Here is an 18,569-nt window from a genome sequence, read left to right as displayed (position 1 = left end):
AGAAAACGGCCGCTAGAGAGGCGGCCGAATATCACTCGGGGTAAAACCTGATCAATCCAGCGCCTTGCCCTCTGGGGTCAGGCGAAGCCAGTCATGAGAATACCAGTAATAGCGTCGTCCACTTTGGTCCGGCGCCGTGCAGTTGAAACGGGAGCGACCGGGTTGAATCGCTTTTTCTGACTGTATCTGAAACGTCGTTTTTTCTGCATCCAGCCAGTTGATCTTGAGGCTTTCCCCCAACCCGTAACAGGCCAGCAGTTTTTTCTGATATGCCCCATCAGCCAGCGTCAGTTGTAAAATCGGTGTTGTATTCTGTTCGTCAATCAAGCTGCTGTCTGGTGTTTTTTCACTGACCGGCAACGGCAGCGTATTTACCTTGGTGATAAAGGAGTCCATCGCCGCATAAGCGCCCCCCATCGGGAATCTGGGTAGCTTGGTGAAATCCGATAAGGCGCCAATCGGACCCGACTGTTGACCGAACCCCACAAAATTCATATCCCCAATCAGCCGGCGTAAGGGAGGCACCGTCTCACCATAGGGCCAGGCAAACAGTTTCAGATCCTGGCCTGTTTTTTCACTGATAATCTTTTCCGCGGTTACGATATCCTTCCGGATTCTGTTCAACCAGGCCTGCTTATCTTCGCCTTTAGTACGCTCCACCAGGTGCCCGTGGCTGACGCCATGATTCGCAATTGAGGCACCGGCTTTAGCCAACTCATTAAGCTGTTGCCAGTTCAATGCTTCGCCAAACCCGCGTTCAACGGCATCCGTGTTCACAAAAATGGTGAATGGATAGCCATGTTTCTTCAGTAACGGAAATGCCTCACGGTAAATGGAGATATAGGCGTCATCGAATGTGATTGCTACAGCACGGTCAGGCAATGGCTGATGCTTGCGTATGCGCTCAATGACGTCCGGCAATGCCATGACAGTAAAACCGTTATCCTTTAGATAGGATAAATGCTCTTCGAACTGCGCAGGGGTCACACTAGTGCTGCGCGGTGTGTCATCACTGACATGATGGTATTGAAGAATCACTGCATGATCGGCCGCAAAAACGCGGAGTGACAGCAGCAGTAGCAGCGAAAGAATGGATGACAGGCGCAGCAAACTCGAGTTCCTTCAGGCAATTGTTATCGGTATTGTCTCAGAGTTGTTCGAGGACGGTTATTGCCGTACACGACCGTAATGCTGCGGTTTTTAGCAGGATGGCCGACGGAAACCGTCTATTTAGGGCATGATAACGTCAGTTTTGACGAAAGCACACCCCAATAGGCGCGATAACACCGGTACTGCGCTTATTTCTGATGGCAATGCCCGAATAGCTTTATTGCCTTTATGAATGGTTTGTTCAGGCCCACTTCCGAATCAAACCTTCCTGTGTAGATGACGCCACAAGACGTCCCTGACGATCAAACAATTGCCCCCGAACAAAACCGCGCCCCCCTGAAGCGGAAGGACTCTCCATCGCGTACAGCAACCAGTCATCCATCCGGAAATCACGGTGGAACCACATGGAATGATCCAGGCTGGCCACCTGCATATTCTTCTTCCAGAACGAAACACCATGGGGCTCCAGCGATGTCGGCAGGAAATTAAAGTCCGACGCATAAGCCAAAAGGTATTTGTGTACCCTCAGATCATCCGGCAATGTTCCGGCTGCCTTCAGCCAGATATACCGCACCGGATCTCGCTTTTCCGGCTGAAGGGGGTTGTTGGGATTGACGGGACGAATCTCAATCGGTTTGTCACAGGTCATCTTGTCGCGGATGGATTCCGGAATGAACTGCTCAAACCGTCTGACCATCTCCAGCTCAGAGGTCACACCGTCAGGCCCGTCCACCTCTGGCATTACCGGCATCTGGTGAGCAAAGCCTTCCTCTTCGATCTGGAAAGAGGCCGCCAGGTTGAAAATGGATTTCCCATTCTGGATCGCGACAACACGACGGGTGGTAAAACTCTTGCCATCCCGTGCGTTATCAACTTCATAAACAATGGGTTGACGGGCATTGCCCGGACGCAGGAAATAACAGTGGAAGGAATGCAGTCCGCGGTCTTCGCTGACCGTCTGTTTCGCTGCAGACAACGCCTGCCCGATAACCTGCCCACCAAAGACATTACCAAAGCCCAGATCCTGACTCTGGCCACGAAAAATGCCTTCTTCAATACGTTCCAGCTTCAACAGGTCAAGAAGCTCTGTCAGTACACTGCTCATTCATAACTCCTTTCACACCGCCTGCCGCTACAGGTCGCCCCTGTGGCCTGGTCGTTTATTATGATTTCCGATGTTTATTTGATTGCTGCCGGACCATTTCATACCAGTTGGAAGGGTCTACCAGAAGACCATTCTCATCTATCGCCGGATAGGCCGCCTGTCGTTCATCACAATAACGGGCCAGCTCCGGGTAGCACCAGCGAAAAAGCGTCTTGTGATAACGGTCCGGATCCAGACGACTATAACGATACAACCCTTCATGTTCCCGCTGCCGCATGGCTTCAGCCAGAATAATCGCCGCGGCCACTGAGACATTGTAAGACTCCACCATTCCCTGCATGGGAATGATGACATGTTCGTCTGCCAGATGAGCACCGGTTTCGCTGACACCGTATTTTTCGGCGCCCATCAGCAAAGCGCAGGGTACCGTGAAATCCAACTCATGATAGGGTCGCGCACGCTCGGAGAAGTGCGCCGCATAAACCTTGAATCCCTGTGCCTGAAAATGCCGGATACCCGTGTCAATGCTGTCATGTGTCGCGACATTGACCCAGCGATTGCTGCCCATGGAACGACGTCGCAGCTGACGGGCACGCACCGGTGACTGAGACAGATGCACCGTTTCAATACCAACGGCATCACAGGTGCGCAGAATGGCGGCCAGGTTATGGGCTTTGTGCACCTGATCAGTCAATAACGCCAGATCAGGCTGACGACGGTCAAGCGCAGCCCGCAGCTTCTGGAAACGTTCCGGTGTCATGGTGGTCTGCATCGGGTATGGGACAGGCATTGTAAAAACATTGCCTGCGACAGGGCAACAGATACGTAAAATTACCGATCAGGCGCCCTGGCATGTGATGGACTACGGGACAATGCCCGCTCGACCAGAGAGACCAGCACATCATCAAATGCCAGGCCAGCCGCCTCAGCAGCGTCCGGCAGCAGGCTGGTCGGTGTCAGCCCGGGAATAGTGTTGATTTCGAGGAAAACGGGATCCTGATCTTCCGGAACAATAAAATCCGCACGGGCAAAATCCCTGCAGCCCAAAACCTCGAAAGCCTTTATGGCATAGGCTTCACAGAGCTGATACTGGTGATCTGTCAGCCTTGCAGGAATAATGTGCTCGCTTCCCCCCGGCGTGTATTTTTCATCATACCCATAACCGGACTGAAGGGATGCTTCAGGCAAGCGAATTTCAATAACCGGCAGAGCCATAGCCGTCGGATGCTCCAGCACCGAAACAGTAGCCTCTTTACCCTGCACCATGGCCTCTACCAGCACATCCGGCTCGATGGAAAAAGCCTCTCTGAATGCGGGTTCAAGCGCATCGGCCTGCCGCACCAACGACGTTCCAAGAGACGACCCCTGCGAACGGGGTTTGATCACCACAGAACTCCCGAGTTGCGCCAGTGTGGTCTGAACGGCGTTGTCGATCCCGTCCTCTCGGTTGACCACAATATCGTGGGCAAGCGGTATACCATGACTTTTTAACAACTGTTTTGTGAGCAGTTTATCCATCGCCAGGGCGCTGGCAGTCACACCAGAACCCACATAGGGAATCTGCATAATGTCCAGCAATCCCTGAACAGTGCCATCCTCTCCCGGCGGACCATGCAAGACAGGAAAGGCTACATCCGGTGCAAGACGATGCAGTTCCACTGCAATGGAGGGCGTCAGCTCCAGTACGTGCAGATCAGGGTAATGCGGTTTAAGCGCTGCCTGCACCCGTCCCACAGATAAACGAGACACAGCAGCCTCTGGCGAAGGCCCCCCACAAATCAGCGCGACTCTGGGACAGGACAGACCGGACATGGTTGACTTCCAGAAACGGAACCGTAGTCATACGGCGATTAAAAAAACCGTAAAGATAGAAACAGACGGCCAAATATGCCACTGGCAATCCCAACCACTCTCACCGACAATAGCGCGCATGCCTGTTCCGGAATGACGACCATGATTGAAAGCCGTACCCCCGCCCATGTGTCCTATGCCCTGATTGCCCTGAGCATTCCGACGGCATTTCCGATGCTGGTCGCTGTTATCATAGCCTACGTCTACCGCGCCCGGACCGATGACGCCCTGCTCTATGCCCACTATACGTGGCAAATAAGAACCTTCTGGATCAACCTGCTTTTAGCGATTATCGGGCTGGGCCTAACCCTGCTTCTGATTGGTTATCTGATCCTGTTTCTGAATCAGCTTTATCTCTTATATCGGCTAGTGGTGGGATGGTACCGGTTATCGCAGGAGCGCTACCCGATTGAGTGGTAGTGATAATGAGAAGGGCAAATGACATCGTCTGACAACAACGGAGGATCATCGAGGGTATACACATCGATAGAATATGTATACTATCCAAAACTATCGTACCACTTGATGTCTGGTACAACACAAAAATAAGAAACCACTGCCAAAAAGTGGGCCGTCAGGGACAATACCATGGAATATACCCGCTCCTTCAGTCCTCGTATGCTGGACGCAGAGCCTGTCTCCATCGAGTTCGGGCAATGGCTGTTGCAGTACCAGGCCTTTTCCAATCCCGCCAATGACCATCGAACACCGGTTGTTTTCCTTTCCGGCGCGTTTCAGAACTTTCGTAGTTTTCGGCATGAAGTGGAAGTTTTCCTTCAGGATTTCCCGGTTATTCTGCTGGATTTGCCCTCCCAGGGTTCTAATCCACAACTGGTGCCGGATCTGTCGCTGGAGGATATGGCCTGTCTGCTGAAAGGATTTTTGGATGTCTGCGGTATTGAGCGTATCAACCTGATTGGTATTTCCTACGGTTCATTGCTTGCCAGCTTGTTTGCCACTGAATTTCCGGAACGCATCGAAAAACTGTTGCTCAGTGGCACCACGCCCATGGGTCGCCCTGCCCTGATGCGCACTTTGGAAGAATCTTTGCATCTCTGCAGGGAAGGGCGTATCAAGGAATTTGCGGCAGGCTGTGTGACCACAATGATCAATCATTACCATGTGGAGCAGACAGGGCTGGGGCGTACTCATCAGAAACTGCTGTTTCGCCAGGTTTCCCGTTTGAATGAAGCAGAGCGGGAACGTTTTCTTCAGAACACGCAGCGCCTGATCGATTTCAAGGGTTTCGACAAGTATCCGCAATGCCCAACGCTGGTCGCCACCGGTGAATACGATCATTTCACACTCCCGTGCGAAAACGCGGCTTTTGCCCTGCGATGCCCCCGCTCAACTTTTGCCCTGATACACAATGCCGACCACATGAGTATCTTTTCCCGCAGAGAAGGGACCTGCCGGTTATTTCATCATTTCCTCAACAGTCGTCCACTCAGCAGCGGCAAGGACTACCAGGTGCTTGGCCGAATTGCCATGGTCACTATGGAACGTCGGATCAGTCCCCGCCTTGTGCCGATTCGCAATGGCGCCTGCATTCTGAAAACCCATAGCGGCGAAAAAATTGCCGCCCGCATTGACGATATCAATTTCTTCGGCGCCCGACTGTCGTTGAAAGAAAACCGTTCCCTGGATTTGAATGAGCGCAATCTGGAGCTGCAAATAGACAATATAGGCATCAGCCTGTCTGTGCATATTCTGGAACAGGAAGACGATCAGTTACGCGGCCACTTTATCCACATAGACCTGCAGACGGCGGAACAATTCCGGCACTACCTCAATGACGACAGTTATTTCATGAACCAGCAGCCATTGGCTCTGTTTGAGGAAGAACTTGTCGCAGACATTGCCGGATAAACGCTTGCAGCAGGGGCGTCGCTGAAAGCGGTGTCCCGCTGCCTGCACTTGTTTATGTGTATTACGGTGATCATTAAAATACTTATATGAATAGACTAATATTGACGTGCTCTTTTGCAGGCATTGTCGCGCATGCTTTTATTGTAACTGCTACGTGTCTTTGAATATTCGTTAGACCAGTATTGACATACTTCTAGATTTATTCTTTGAGCATTAGCTCTTTTTTCTTGTTCTTTTTTCATTATTGCCAGATTGTACTCTCTTTGCTTTTTTGCTCTTTCTGATTTTTCTTTATTTTTCTGATTGATTAATGCAAGTTTCCTCTGGTTCTCTTCAGTTGAACGACGCAGTGCTTCCGCGGCTTCTTCGAGTGCTACTTTTGCGTCATATTCAATCCAGTATTTTATAACAGCGCCAGCGGCTATGTTGGCAATGAATACAGCGACTAATACTGTAAAAAATATTTTTAAATGATTTATCGATTGCAATTCATTTTTCTCATTATTTTGCGCACATAACATTTAATCAAGCCGCGGTCTTCATCAGACCGCGGCTTCGATGATCCGCACGGCGCTGGGAATCTCAAGTCTTTTCAAAGGCAAGGTATCGTAAAAACTGGCAGGGTTATGGACCTTGATATCGGCAAATCCACAGCCGGAAAACCCTGCCCGTATTGCCTCATCATCCCGATAATGCAAAGGGTATCCGCCACGGGTTAACAAACCCACAATCTTTTGGGCAAACTGTACCCAGCCATAGAGCGGATGATCCTGAAGATCAGGATAGATTTCAGACAGGTAAATTCCCCTGGGAAACGTCACCAGCTTATCGGCGAGGCGTTGCCAGAAACCTGAAATAACCGGTAACTCAAAATAGTTCACCAGCCCCTCGGTAATGACCAGAACCGGCTTATCCGTATCCAGGGCAGAGAACAGGGCCGAGAGGCTATCAGCCCCTTCCTGCGCAAGAATATTGCATTCAACGACCTGGTGCCGGTCGGACAAAAGGCCATGCTGCGAAAGGTAGCGCCGCTTTCGGGCAGCCATATCGGGCAGATCGGCTTCAATGTAGTGCAGAGAATCCCCATACTTTCGCATGAAGCAGGCGCCTCTCGGCGACATGCCTGCGGCAATCTCAACCACCTGGCAGACACCCTGATCCTCAATGGCGCGGGTAAGCAGTTCATCAATAATGACATGACGTTCCAGTAGAAACGTTTCAATATCGGCACCGGCTACTGCCCGAATCAATGCATTGACCGGCGTCAGTGCCCCGTAACTCAGCTTTCCCTTGAACGAGTAAAGTTCTGGCAGTGACAAGCCGTGACGAAACCAGACATGACCCGTATAAAGTGCGCTGATACTGATGCGAGAGGTATCCACCTCAGGGGACAAATTTGCAGAGGGAGACATCATAGTCTTCTTTATATACGCTTTTATCATTATTTTATGGGCGAGCATAACGAGGCGTGATTAAGCACGCAAGTTCCTATTGAATAGTGGGATATCATCAATGACACCGAATTTACCTGTTTATGAGGTTCCGGCAGGTACAGTATGGATCTAACCGACATCCAGCCCATGCTGGAGTGGCTGCACAGCCACCATGAATGGCTGGCGATCAGCATCATGCTGATCGCCCTGGTTGAATCCCTGGCTATTGCCGGCATTGTTCTGCCCGGCGTGGTCATGCTGTTTGGCGCTGCAACGATTGCCGGCAGCGGTGTGCTGGATGTCTGGACAACACTCATTGCTGCCTTCATTGGCGCCGTGCTTGGGGATGGTATCAGTTTCATCCTTGGTCGGGTGTTCCATCGCCATATCGCCAACTGGTGGCCGTTTACCAAACATCCCCAGTGGCTGGAAGATGGTGAAAAATTCTTTCATCGCCACGGCGGAAAAAGTATAGCCTTTGGGCGTTTTATTGGTCCGGTCAGGCCGATTATCCCACTGGTGGCAGGGATGCTGGATATGCCGGCTTCCCGCTTTTATGTCGTCAATATTATTTCTGCCATAGCCTGGGCGCCTGTTTATATTCTGCCGGGCTACCTGGTTGGCGCTTCCATGCAGGTGTCTCCCCCCGTGTCCGAAGATATTCTGATTATTCTTGCCATCCTGTTCGGCACCAGCCTGTTTTGTGCATTCATGGGGGGGTATATCTATGACAAGATCCGTTTGACGGACGATCAACAAGCAACCTCCGGCAAATTATCGATCAGTAGCCGTTATCTGGTGTATGCCAGTTCCATCAGCCTGTTACTCATCACCTGTCTAGTGATTTTTGGTGAACTGAAATTTGCCAATGCTGCGATTACCCAATGGCTGGTCTTCAACCATACCGGTTTGATGAACCAGATTATGGTCGTCATCACACTGATAGGAGACCATGAAGTTCAGCTGGTCTGGTTTGGGCTGGCCGTTACAGGGCTGGCAATGAATCGGCAATGGCAACTTGTCCTGCTTATGTGCCTGTTGATTACGGGTGTGGAAAGCGTCTTATGGCTAATGAAATGGGGGCTTGATTTGAACCGGCCGGATAATCCCGCAGACCTGGTTCGCTTTTCTTTTCCCAGCGGACATACGACATTAACAACCTTTCTGTCACTCTGGCTCGCTCGCTATGTTGCACTTGCCATTCCGGAAGTTAAACGGCCATGGGTCTGGAGCATTGGTATCGCGATCGCCATGCTGGTCGGTTTTTCACGACTTTACCTCAGCGTCCACTGGGCGACAGATGTCATTGGCGGTCTGGCGCTCGGTACCTTGGGTTTTTCGCTATGGCTTTATGGCTGCGGGCGTTTAGCCGACTCATTGCCTCCCCGACACCCCATCGTACTGGTATCGATTTTACTGGTAAGCAGCACAGTCATTATCGCCCTGATGTTTCCTGACGCTCGCAATACCTATCTTGGATAGTGCCAGGTTCTACATACCACCCATTCGATGGGCAAGGTAACGCTCAAAGAAAACAGGAAAAAAGCGGGCAAACAATCGCGCCCGCCAATCCACATTGGACAGAAGCAGAAGGCGCTTGCGCTTACCTGCACCGATAAAAACCTCCTCTGCTACATCCGCAGGAGAGGCAGATTTCCCGGTTAAGGCAAAAGGCTTTCTGACAATAGCCCCGTTTCCCTGTAAAGCATTCTTGTAGATATCCGTCGCCGTAAACCCCGGACAGACCATCATGACATCAACGTCACGATCCATCAGTTCAACCCTCAGGCAGTTGAACAAGCCGTGCAGTGCATGTTTGCTCGCGCTATAAGCACACCGATAACGTAATGGTGCAAAACCGGACATGCTGCTCATGGTGATCACCAGACCATGGCTATCGAGGAGTGCGGGTAGCGCCTCCCGGGTAAAATAAAGCGCACCAAAATAATTGACTGACATCAGACGGTGGTGAACCTCAATGTCGGTGTCCTCAAACAAACTTCGGTGGGTAATACCCGCATTATTGATCAACACGTCAATGTGCTGAAAATCCTCAACAATCCGGTTAACCGTCTCATGAACCCCTTGCTGATCACTGACATCACAGCAATACCCTTTAGCCTGTACTCCCCGGCTTTCGAGATGATCAATACAGGTCGCGATCTGATCACGGTTCAGATCAATCAATGCGACACGTGCACCAGCCATACCGAATCGCTGACTCAGTGCCCTGCCAATGCCTGCACAGGCGCCGGTAATCACGACAGTCTTGTTTTTGAACGAGTGCGGCATCGCCAAACTCCCTGCTTGTCGTAGGGCTATTATTATCGAAATTGATCAATCTGCCTTCCTGACAGCACAGAGACAACGGACTAGCGCGAAAAGGTATATTTCTCGCGCTTGATCTGCCGTGGGCCAAACCCTGCTTCACTGAGCCAGGCCACAGCATCATCGATCATGGCAGGATTACCACACAGATAAGGAAGATCACGCTCCGGGGACAAGTTCAGGTGAGGGAATCTTGTCTGAACATAACCAGAGTATTCTGCCATCCCGGCATCCGGGCTTGCTTCCCTGCTTAAGCAAAGTTCAAATGTCACGTGCTCGAATTGAGCAGCCAGTGAAGAGAATACCTCGCGATAAATGACATCCTTTCGATACCTGGCTCCCATCAGGATATGCAGGGTAATACCACTGGCAGCTATCATCTCCAGCTCTGGCAACATGGCACGATAAGGCGCCATCCCGGTGCCGGTACCAACAAGCACCAGCCGCTCAGGCAAACTGTCCGGTAACACCAGGAATCCGAAGGGGCCAGTAATCCCAAAGCGTTCTCCGGGCATGGCCTCCTGAAACCGACGGCTGGCACGACCATCCGGCAACAGTGCAATGGCAATATCAAACTGGCGAGTTGATTTAAACGTATCAGGCGAGCTGGCAATGCTATAGCTGCGTTTGTAGCTCTCTCCATCCAGCTCGAATTGAATGGATACAAACTGCCCCGCCTGAAAGGAAAAACTGTCATCGACAAGCTGAAATGTCAGCTCAAGCGTATCGTCCGATAACGATGTCTTGCTGAGTAACTCCGCATCCAAAACAGGCAGGGGCATGAAGAACTCCGTGACTTATGAAACAGGGTATTCCATAAGAATGCGTGATATCACCCGACTGTCAACTCCGCCACTCAACCTGCACTGTTTTTATCAGGCAGAGCAACCACATTTTCCAGCCGTGTAACCGGGTTCGCAGCGCCCAGCAACAGCCCCTGACCCCGGTCGTATCCCAGCTCCCGGACAAACGCCAGCTGGGCTTCGCTGTCAATCCCCTCAGCCACCGTTTTAATGCCCATATCCTTGGCCAGGAATGTCATGGCGCGGATAATGCCTTCTGTCGCACTGTCACGCCCGATCTCATGGATAAAGCCAGGGTCAATCTTGACCACATCAACCGTCAGGCGACGCAAATAATTCAGTGCAGATGTTCCACTCCCAAAATTATCCAGGGCCACATGAACACCCACTTTTCTTAACGCTTTTAAATCATTGATGACCTTGCCTGGAATTTCGTTCAGGAAACGCTCTGAGATCTCGATCTCCATAACCTGGGGATCAATATTCTGCTGTTCCAGCAGGGTTTCAATCATTGCCTGGATGTTGACGTCCTTGCACTGGCTTAACGACAAATTCATGGCCAACAGGGTTTGCTTTCGTTCCGGATCGGCGTAACGCCACTGCGCGATTTCCCGGCTTGCGTTATTCAACATCCATTCCCCGAGGGGAGTCATTTGCCGCAATTCTTCCACCAATGGCAAAAATTCATCCTGCAAACAGAGTCTGCCCTCGTAGTTCCAGCGAACTTCAGTCTCAAAGCCTATCACCTGACCAGACTCAAGCCCCACCATCGGCTGATAAAACAGCTCAAAATTCCCACGCTGAAGGTCCGTCTTCAGCGCCTGTTCCATGGAGGCCTTGCGCCGGTTATCTTCCCGCATGGCATCCGTGAAATACTGATAGCCCCTGCGGCCATTCTTTTTGGTGACATACATGGCCGTATCGGCAGCCTTAACCAGCTCATCCGGCGCTTTGCCGCATTCTGGCCAGACGGCAATCCCGACACTGGTACTGACATGCAACTCCCTACCGCCCAGGAGATGCGGACGACAGATCGCTTCCACAACTTTTTCAGCGACCAGTTTCACGTCACCAGGCCTGGCAACATCGTCCAGTACAATGGCAAATTCATCTCCGCCCAGGCGCGCTACCAGGTCTCCCCGGCGAACATTCTGCCGTAACCGCTCAGCCACACTTTTCAGTAGCTCATCACCAACATCATGCCCCAGGCTGTCATTGATGGGCTTGAAGTGATCAAGATCCAGATAAAAAACAGCGGTAATGTGCTGACTGATCTCACTGCGGGTAATAGACGCTGTCAGAAATTCCATGAACAAGGTGCGGTTCGCCAGTCCGGTCAGACTGTCGTACTTGGCCATTTTCAAGAGGTGTTCTTCGAGTTTCTTGCGTTCGGTAATATCCTGAAAAACCAGCACGCCGCCCATCACATGGCCGTTTTCTGTCTGCGTGGGAGAGGCGCTGAACTCGACCGGGAGGCTATCGTTATCGCCCACTTTCAATGTGGCTGTCTTTGAATAGATACTCTCCGGATCAGTCTCACCGACCGTCCATTGTTGAATAATGTTCTCAATACCCGGTTCCATGAAGAACGGAAGAACGGAAGCGCCCAGCAATACCGCTTCCTCCTGCTGCAATAATTTGCACGCGGCAGGATTGGCAAAGGAGATGTTGCCTTCCGGATCAATGCCAAGAATGCCTTCTGCCGCACAATCGAGCAGCAAATGATTCTGTTCACTCAATGTGCGGAGTTCTGTTGCCAGGTCTTCCAGTTCACGCCGCTGTTTATCGAGCTGGAGAAAAACACGGACCTTACTCAGAAGGATATCTTTGTTAACCGGCTTATACAGGTAGTCCACCGCCCCGGACTCATACCCCTCGGTGATATGTTTATCTTCTTTGCTGATGGCTGTCACAAAGATAATCGGGATAGTCGCCGTCGATTTATTGTCGCGGAGAAAGCGGGCCGTTTCGAAACCATCCATGAACGGCATCTGGACATCCAGCAGAATCAGGGCAAACTCGTGCCTTAACACCAGACCCAGCGCCTCTTCGCCGGACAACGCCTTAAAGATTTCAGCCCCCACCGGCTTCAGGAGTTTCCCCATTGCCAGCAGGTTCTCCGGCTTGTCATCCACCACCAGAATCTTGGGTAATTTAGGTTCCTGCGTGTTTTCTTCCATAGCGTCCATGAGACGGTTACTGTCCTGTCAGTTCGTTCAGGTGAGCCGCCAATGCCGGCAGCGCCATCACCCCATCAACGTCTGTATCGGCAAGAGTGGCCTTTGGCATTACCTCATGCTCGGCTGTTGCCGGATCCTGCACCAACACGAGCCCGCCCCGTTGCTTGATCTGCCGGGCGCCGACGCTGCCGTCGCGGTTAGCACCGGTCAGCACCACAGCAATCAGGCTGGAACCATAGGCTTCAGCAGCAGACTCAAACAAAACATCCACAGAAGGGCGGGAATAAGCCACTTTTCTGTCGACACACAGGCTGATACTGCAATCTTCTTCAATCAGCATGTGATAACCCGGTGGCGCCAGGTAAATATGACCGCTTTCGACGGGCTCCTGATCATCGGCAAACGAAACAGGCAAACGACTGGTTTGATTCAAATAACGAATAATGCTGTCATCAGCGGCGGCATCAATGTGTTTGACCACAAACACAGGTAAAGGAAACGCCGGCTGCAATCCACTGAACAAAACCTTAAGGGCTTCAATCCCCCCTGCAGAAGCACCAATAACAACAGCAGCAAACGAATGCATTCTCATTCTGCCACCGCTTTCTTCCGATAGATTTTCTGGTAAATATCCACGGTCTCATAGAAAGGGTCGATATCCGTAAAGCGGATACTTTCCCGGGTACCCAGGCACAACATGCCTTTCGGACACAGACTGCTATTGAAAAGTTGAAATACCCGGTTCTTCAGATCGCAGTTGAAATAAATCAATACATTCCGGCAAATGATCAGGTGCATTTCGCCAAATACTCCGTCAGTCACCAGGTTATGATTGGCAAACGTCATATTGGCGGAGAGTCGGCGATGGAATTTCAAAGAACTGTAACGCTGATGGTAATAATTGCTTAATAAGCCTTCACCACCCGATTTCATATAATTTTCTTCGTAGAGAGGAAGGTTTTCCGTGCGATAGATTCCCCGCCGGGCAATCTGTAATGATTCCTCATTCAGATCCGTGGCGTAGATCTGTGCACGATCCAGGATACCCGCCTCATCCAGCAAAATCGCCATGGAGTAGACTTCTTCCCCCGTTGCGCAGCCGGCGTGCCAGATCTTGATGAAAGGCCAGGTTTTCAACCAGGGAATCACTTCTTCCCGAAGTTTCCGGAAAAAGGCCGGGTCCCGAAACATCTCCGTGACAGTGACCGACATATGACGCAACAGCAGCGCAAACACAGAAGCATCATGCAGCACACGGGGAATCAGATCAGCGATATGCTCACAACCGATATCATCCCGGAATTCCCGGATACGGCGCTTAAGAGAAGCGGGCGCATAATCATGAAAGTCATAGCCATAGTGCTGTTTTACCGCATCCAGCAGCAGCCTGATCTCCAGAGTTTCCAGAACCCTGAGATCATCTTTTGACTCACTCTCTTGCGGATTTTCCGGCAGCGACTCACTGTCTGTCGGTAGTAACAGATCCGAAAACGCGGCAGTTTTTTCCTTCCTCTCATCCACTGAGGCAAATTTCCTACAAAATGACATCATCGGACAGGCAAGCGTATAGCCTGGCTAGGCGGTATCATCCGGTTTCTGCTGTAACCAGAGCTTCAACATAGCCACCATCTTTTCCATATCAATCGGTTTGGTCATATAGTCATTGGCGCCAGCTTCAATACACTTTGCCCGGTCATCGGACATCGCCTTGGCGGTCAATGCAATCACCGGCAGGTTCTTGAAACGGGGGTGAGCCCGGATACGGCGAGTCGCTTCATACCCATCCATGACCGGCATCATGATATCCATCAGCACCAATTCTACGTCCGGTTCTTTTTCCAGCTGCTGGAGCGCCAGTTCACCATTGTCGGCCAGCACGATTTCCAGGTGGTATTTCTGCAGGGCCTTGGAAAGGGCGAAGGTATTACGCAGATCATCATCCACGAGCAGAATCTTGCGGCCTTTCAGGGCGCTATCATCAACAGCCGCCGGTTTCGCCACTGGTTTTTTGGGTTTACCTGGCTGAATACTGTGCAGGAAGAGATTGACCTCATCGACCAGCCGATCTTCAGAGTGTTCGCCTTTCATGACCATGGTGCCGGCGAACTCTGCCAGCTCCCGGTGTTCTTCCCGATCAATCTCCCGCGACGTGTTGATGATCACCTGGGGCATGCTTTCCCCCAGCTGATCATGCAGTTCATGCAACAATGCAGTGCCGTCTTCGTCCGGCAGGTCAATATCAATGACCAGGCAGTGGTACTGTGATTTTTTCAGGGCTTCCCGCAAATCATGGCCATTGGTCACAACCCCGGTTTCAATTCCGCGACTCCCCAGCATGGCGATGGTTTTCTCACGACTTGCTTCATCAGCATCAATAATCAGGACTTTCTGTATTTCGTTAGCGCGCTTTTTCTCCAGCTTGCCAAAGAGGTTATGCAGCTGCTCTTCAGAAACGGGTTTCTTTAACAGCGCCGTCGCGCCCTTGCGCAATAGAGAGCTATCCAGTTCACGCCCCGAAATGATATGAACGGGCATGTTGCGATTTCCGGTTTGCTGTTTCAGCCGTTCAAGAACCTGCTCTCCTTCCATATCCGGCAAACCAAGATCCAGGATGACCGCCTGGGGATGCACTCTCCGGGCAATCTCAAGCGCATCTTTGCCTGAATGCGCGACCACGCATTCATAGCCTGAGCTCTCAGCAACTTTTTTCAGAACAGCCGCAAAAATCTTGTCGTCTTCCACAATCAGCAGAGGCCGGTCAGAACCGTCCGGTTTCATTGCAACCGGCTGTGTACTGGCCGTTTTCTCTGCCGAGACCGTTGATATGGCTGGCGAGTCATTCGACTCAGGCAGCGCAATCATGTCATCGCCCCTGTCAACGTCGGACACCTCTTCGTCCACCGCTTGTTCAGGCATATCCGTGAGATATAGCGTGAAGGTTGCCCCCTTGCCGGCCTCACTGGTGATTTGCATCTCACCGCCCAGTAATACCGACATTTCACGGGAGATGGAAAGGCCCAGTCCGGTTCCGCCATATTTACGGCTGGTAGACCCATCGGCCTGCTGGAACGCTTCAAATATCGCGGCCTGCTTCTCTGGCGGGATACCGATACCGGTATCTTTCACAGCAAAGCCAATCACATGTTGACTGTTCCTGAGGTTTTCACTGGTAAACCGGACGTCGTCACCAGGTTTAAAAATCCGCAAGGTGACACTGCCTTCTTCCGTGAACTTGATCGCGTTGGACAACAGGTTCTTGATCACCTGCATCAGACGCTGGCTATCCGAATGGATAGACTCCGGCAGGCCCGGATCACACGCCACGATATAATCGAGTCCCTTGTTTTCAGCGACAGCACTGAACTGGTCCCGCATCTGCCGCTCAATGGATTCCAGCAACACGTCTTCCAGGTTCAGGATCAGCTTACCGGCTTCAACCTTGGAAAGGTCGAGAATATCATTGATCAGGTTAAGCAGGTCATGGCCCACTTTATCAATGACCTGGGCCGATTCCACCTCATCCTCTGACAGGTTGCCATCATCATTGTCCGCCAGCATCCTGGCCAGAATCAGCATACTGTTGAGCGGCGTTCTCAACTCATGGGACATATTGGCAAGGAACTCGGACTTGTAACGGCTCGCTTCCTCTAGCTCCTGCGCCTTGGTTTCCAGATCACGGCGGGAGTCTTCAATTTCCGCATTCTTGATTTCAATTTCAGCTTTTTGCCGGAACAGGTATTCCGTTTTTTCCTCCAGCTCCGTATTGGCCCGCTGCAGCTCCTCACTCTGGCTTTTCAGCTCTTCTTCAGATTCCCTCAGGATCCGGGTCTGGTGTTCCAGCTCCTGGTTAGCCGTACGCAAGTCATCCTGCTGCCTGGTCAGCGCCTCGGTCTGGCGGGTGGTTTGTTCCAGCAGTTCCTGAACCCGTTCCCGTGCCTGAACCCGGTTCAATACAATGGCAATGCTTTCCAGTGACGCATCAATAAACTGCTGGGCACGATCATCAATATTGCCCAACAGTGCAAACTCCAGCACCCCTTTGACACTGTCATCAAACATAATAGGAATGACCAGCACCCGGTCAGGGCAGCTGGATCCCAACCCCGAGGAAACCGGAAAATAGTCATCCGGCACACCGACATACATCGTCTGCCGATCCTGGGCTGCCTGCCCCGGCAGTCCCTCACCCATGACAAATGACACCGGGTGATCGCTGGACAGGGTATAGGCATAGCTGCCCATCATCACCAGCCGGTTCCGTTCCGTGAGCACATACATCGCGCCCACCTGGAAGCGCAGATAACGACACATAAAGCTCAAGGTATTCTGGCAAAGCTCGGTGATCGTTAACTCCCCGCGCAACGCCTCATTAAGCCCGGTAATACCGCTCTGCAACCAGTTTCGGGCTTCATTCTCAGCGCTGACCCGTCGCAACTGCTCGGTCATGATGCTGAAACTTCGGCTCAGCTGACCAATTTCATTCTGCTGCTCAATGACCTCACCTTTGACATACTCACCGGATGCCACACGGTTTACCCAGCCATTGATCCTGACCAACGGCTGTACAATTCTGCGAGTCGAGACCATCGATATCAGCAAAACAACAATGCTGGTTATGACCAGCACAGTAAATAACTGATCCCGGAACCGGGTCACAGGCAACAAAGCGTCATCAAGGTTCACTTCTGTCAACAGAACCATGGGTGTTCCCATGATTTCCATATGTCGATAAACGCCCAACACCATATCGCCCTTGTAATTACGGTATGTCTCGATATGGGCTATGGCGGTACCGTCATCGATGTCTTCCAGGTATTCATCTTTATCATGGTCATGATCGTGCTTATCAGCATTGGCATTCCTGCGACCTTGATACTCTGCAAGATGCTCATGAGATTCCACATACTCACCCGTGACAGGATCTATATGATTCAACCAATCCATCACTGAAGCTGTATTAATCTTCTGTCCATAGGAAAGGTCTTCATCCTCTGCCCAGAAGCGAACTTTCCCATCCTCGCCAACAATGTACGATGAGACATGGTCTCCGGTATCCATACCTTGATGAAGCAGAAGCTTGAGGTCATCTTGAGAGCGTGTTTGCACCGCGATCGTGCCGGCGATTTCCCGTTCTTCATTGATCAGGGGCATGACAAAAAAGCTGACGACTTCACCACCTAACGGTTCATAAGGTTCCAGGTCGGAGTAATGGGGCTCACCGGTTTCCAGCACTTGTTTGACCTTGGTGCTGAGCCGTGTATCTGAAAGGACGCCATCAAACAGGTTTTCACCCAAATCCCGATATTTGTGGATGGTATAAAGGATATTGCCGTTGTTATCCGTCAGAAGAATATCGGAATATTTGAAAAAATAGAGAAAATCAACGAATTCCCGGGCATGCCAGTCCACAACCTCCTGGTACTGGATACCGGAAAGGTACTCTCGTAGGGGAAGGTCGGAGATTTCCCAACTGCTTTTCAGGTCCAGGAGGAAATCCGTTGCCTGCCCTGCCCGAAAGAACAGGTTGGTAATGACGCTGTCATGGTAGTTATTGATTTGCCGGGAAAGGAGCAGGTTCACATGCGCCAGTTCATCGTGTTTGTTACGGATGATACTTTCACTGGCATTGTTGTATTCGATCAGCCCCACGATCGTCAGCGGCAACAGGGATAAACCGATGAACCAGGACAGCAATGTACGGCCCAGCCCCTTGCGGTAGGTGCTCCAGTCATCCTTGCGCTTCATACTCGGTATCCAGAAAGCCTTTCCTACGGATTAATAGCCTTCTCTGGTTATCGGCATGGCTGCATCTGTCTACAGCCTGTAGCGACAGGGTCGCTTTCAGACTTCCTAATTCATGCCATTTGTCAAAAATCCTGCAATTTATGAC

General features: G+C 51.3%; 15 protein-coding genes. 3 read left to right on the top strand and 12 right to left on the bottom strand.

What is annotated here, in order from left to right; genetic code table 11:
- Window positions 1-51: 51 nt before the first annotated feature.
- The 4 genes from AC27K1_RS12760 to AC27K1_RS12745 all read right to left on the bottom strand — a co-directional run bounded on the left by AC27K1_RS12760 (window position 52) and on the right by AC27K1_RS12745 (window position 4,027).
- Window positions 52-1,110 carry a polysaccharide deacetylase family protein gene (locus AC27K1_RS12760; RefSeq protein WP_487151019.1) on the bottom strand — a complete coding sequence of 353 codons (1,059 nt, stop codon included), beginning with the start codon at window positions 1,108-1,110 and terminating at the stop codon, window positions 52-54.
- 241 nt (window positions 1,111-1,351) lie between these two features.
- Entirely contained in the window at window positions 1,352-2,215 is an 864-nt protein-coding gene (tesB, locus tag AC27K1_RS12755) for an acyl-CoA thioesterase II (protein ID WP_487151018.1), read from the bottom strand.
- Window positions 2,216-2,273: 58 nt separating this feature from the next.
- Window positions 2,274-3,005, bottom strand: a complete 732-nt coding sequence (gene trmH / locus AC27K1_RS12750) for a tRNA (guanosine(18)-2'-O)-methyltransferase TrmH (protein ID WP_487151016.1) — start codon at window positions 3,003-3,005, stop codon at window positions 2,274-2,276.
- A gap of 41 nt (window positions 3,006-3,046) precedes the next feature.
- Window positions 3,047-4,027 carry a D-alanine--D-alanine ligase family protein gene (locus AC27K1_RS12745; protein WP_487151015.1) on the bottom strand — a complete coding sequence of 327 codons (981 nt, stop codon included), beginning with the start codon at window positions 4,025-4,027 and terminating at the stop codon, window positions 3,047-3,049.
- A gap of 75 nt (window positions 4,028-4,102) precedes the next feature.
- Here AC27K1_RS12745 and AC27K1_RS12740 point away from each other — a divergent pair, with 75 nt between their 5' ends.
- Together AC27K1_RS12740 and AC27K1_RS12735 are read left to right on the top strand one after the other, a co-directional pair.
- Window positions 4,103-4,486 carry a DUF4870 family protein gene (locus AC27K1_RS12740; RefSeq protein WP_487151014.1) on the top strand — a complete coding sequence of 128 codons (384 nt, stop codon included), beginning with the start codon at window positions 4,103-4,105 and terminating at the stop codon, window positions 4,484-4,486.
- Window positions 4,487-4,654: 168 nt separating this feature from the next.
- Window positions 4,655-5,935 (top strand): alpha/beta fold hydrolase, encoded by a 1,281-nt coding sequence (locus tag AC27K1_RS12735; protein WP_487151013.1) that lies wholly within the window; start codon window positions 4,655-4,657, stop codon window positions 5,933-5,935.
- 95 nt (window positions 5,936-6,030) lie between these two features.
- On the opposite strand, the gene AC27K1_RS12730 is transcribed toward AC27K1_RS12735, so the two are convergent.
- On the bottom strand, window positions 6,031-6,456 hold the full coding sequence (locus AC27K1_RS12730; RefSeq protein WP_487151012.1) for a hypothetical protein: 426 nt from the start codon (window positions 6,454-6,456) through the stop codon (window positions 6,031-6,033).
- A gap of 21 nt (window positions 6,457-6,477) precedes the next feature.
- Entirely contained in the window at window positions 6,478-7,350 is an 873-nt protein-coding gene (locus AC27K1_RS12725) for a class I SAM-dependent methyltransferase (protein WP_487151010.1), read from the bottom strand.
- A 141-nt stretch (window positions 7,351-7,491) separates the two neighbouring features.
- Between AC27K1_RS12725 and AC27K1_RS12720 the strand changes: the two genes are divergently transcribed.
- Window positions 7,492-8,850 (top strand): bifunctional DedA family/phosphatase PAP2 family protein, encoded by a 1,359-nt coding sequence (locus AC27K1_RS12720; RefSeq protein WP_487151009.1) that lies wholly within the window; start codon window positions 7,492-7,494, stop codon window positions 8,848-8,850.
- Between the two features lie 9 nt (window positions 8,851-8,859).
- On the opposite strand, the gene AC27K1_RS12715 is transcribed toward AC27K1_RS12720, so the two are convergent.
- From AC27K1_RS12715 to AC27K1_RS12690, 6 genes are all read right to left on the bottom strand, one after another.
- Complete coding sequence (locus tag AC27K1_RS12715) at window positions 8,860-9,660, bottom strand: SDR family oxidoreductase (RefSeq protein ID WP_487151008.1); 801 nt, start codon at window positions 9,658-9,660, stop codon at window positions 8,860-8,862.
- An 80-nt stretch (window positions 9,661-9,740) separates the two neighbouring features.
- Entirely contained in the window at window positions 9,741-10,478 is a 738-nt protein-coding gene (locus AC27K1_RS12710; protein WP_487151007.1) for an FAD-binding oxidoreductase, read from the bottom strand.
- Window positions 10,479-10,552: 74 nt separating this feature from the next.
- Entirely contained in the window at window positions 10,553-12,688 is a 2,136-nt protein-coding gene (locus AC27K1_RS12705; protein WP_487151006.1) for a two-component system response regulator, read from the bottom strand.
- Between the two features lie 7 nt (window positions 12,689-12,695).
- On the bottom strand, window positions 12,696-13,271 hold the full coding sequence (locus AC27K1_RS12700; RefSeq protein WP_487151005.1) for a chemotaxis protein CheB: 576 nt from the start codon (window positions 13,269-13,271) through the stop codon (window positions 12,696-12,698).
- Window positions 13,268-14,200, bottom strand: coding sequence for a CheR family methyltransferase (locus tag AC27K1_RS12695; protein WP_487151003.1), 933 nt, complete (start codon window positions 14,198-14,200; stop codon window positions 13,268-13,270). Before AC27K1_RS12695 ends, AC27K1_RS12700 begins: the two co-directional genes overlap by 4 nt.
- Window positions 14,201-14,254: 54 nt before the next feature.
- The gene (locus tag AC27K1_RS12690; protein WP_487151001.1) at window positions 14,255-18,424 is read right to left on the bottom strand and encodes a response regulator; all 4,170 of its coding nucleotides are present in this window, start codon (window positions 18,422-18,424) and stop codon (window positions 14,255-14,257) included.
- Window positions 18,425-18,569: the final 145 nt, after the last annotated feature.

The sequence above is a fragment of the Kistimonas ophiarachnellae genome (genome assembly GCF_057552235.1).
This window is presented reverse-complemented; position numbering and strand designations above follow the sequence as displayed.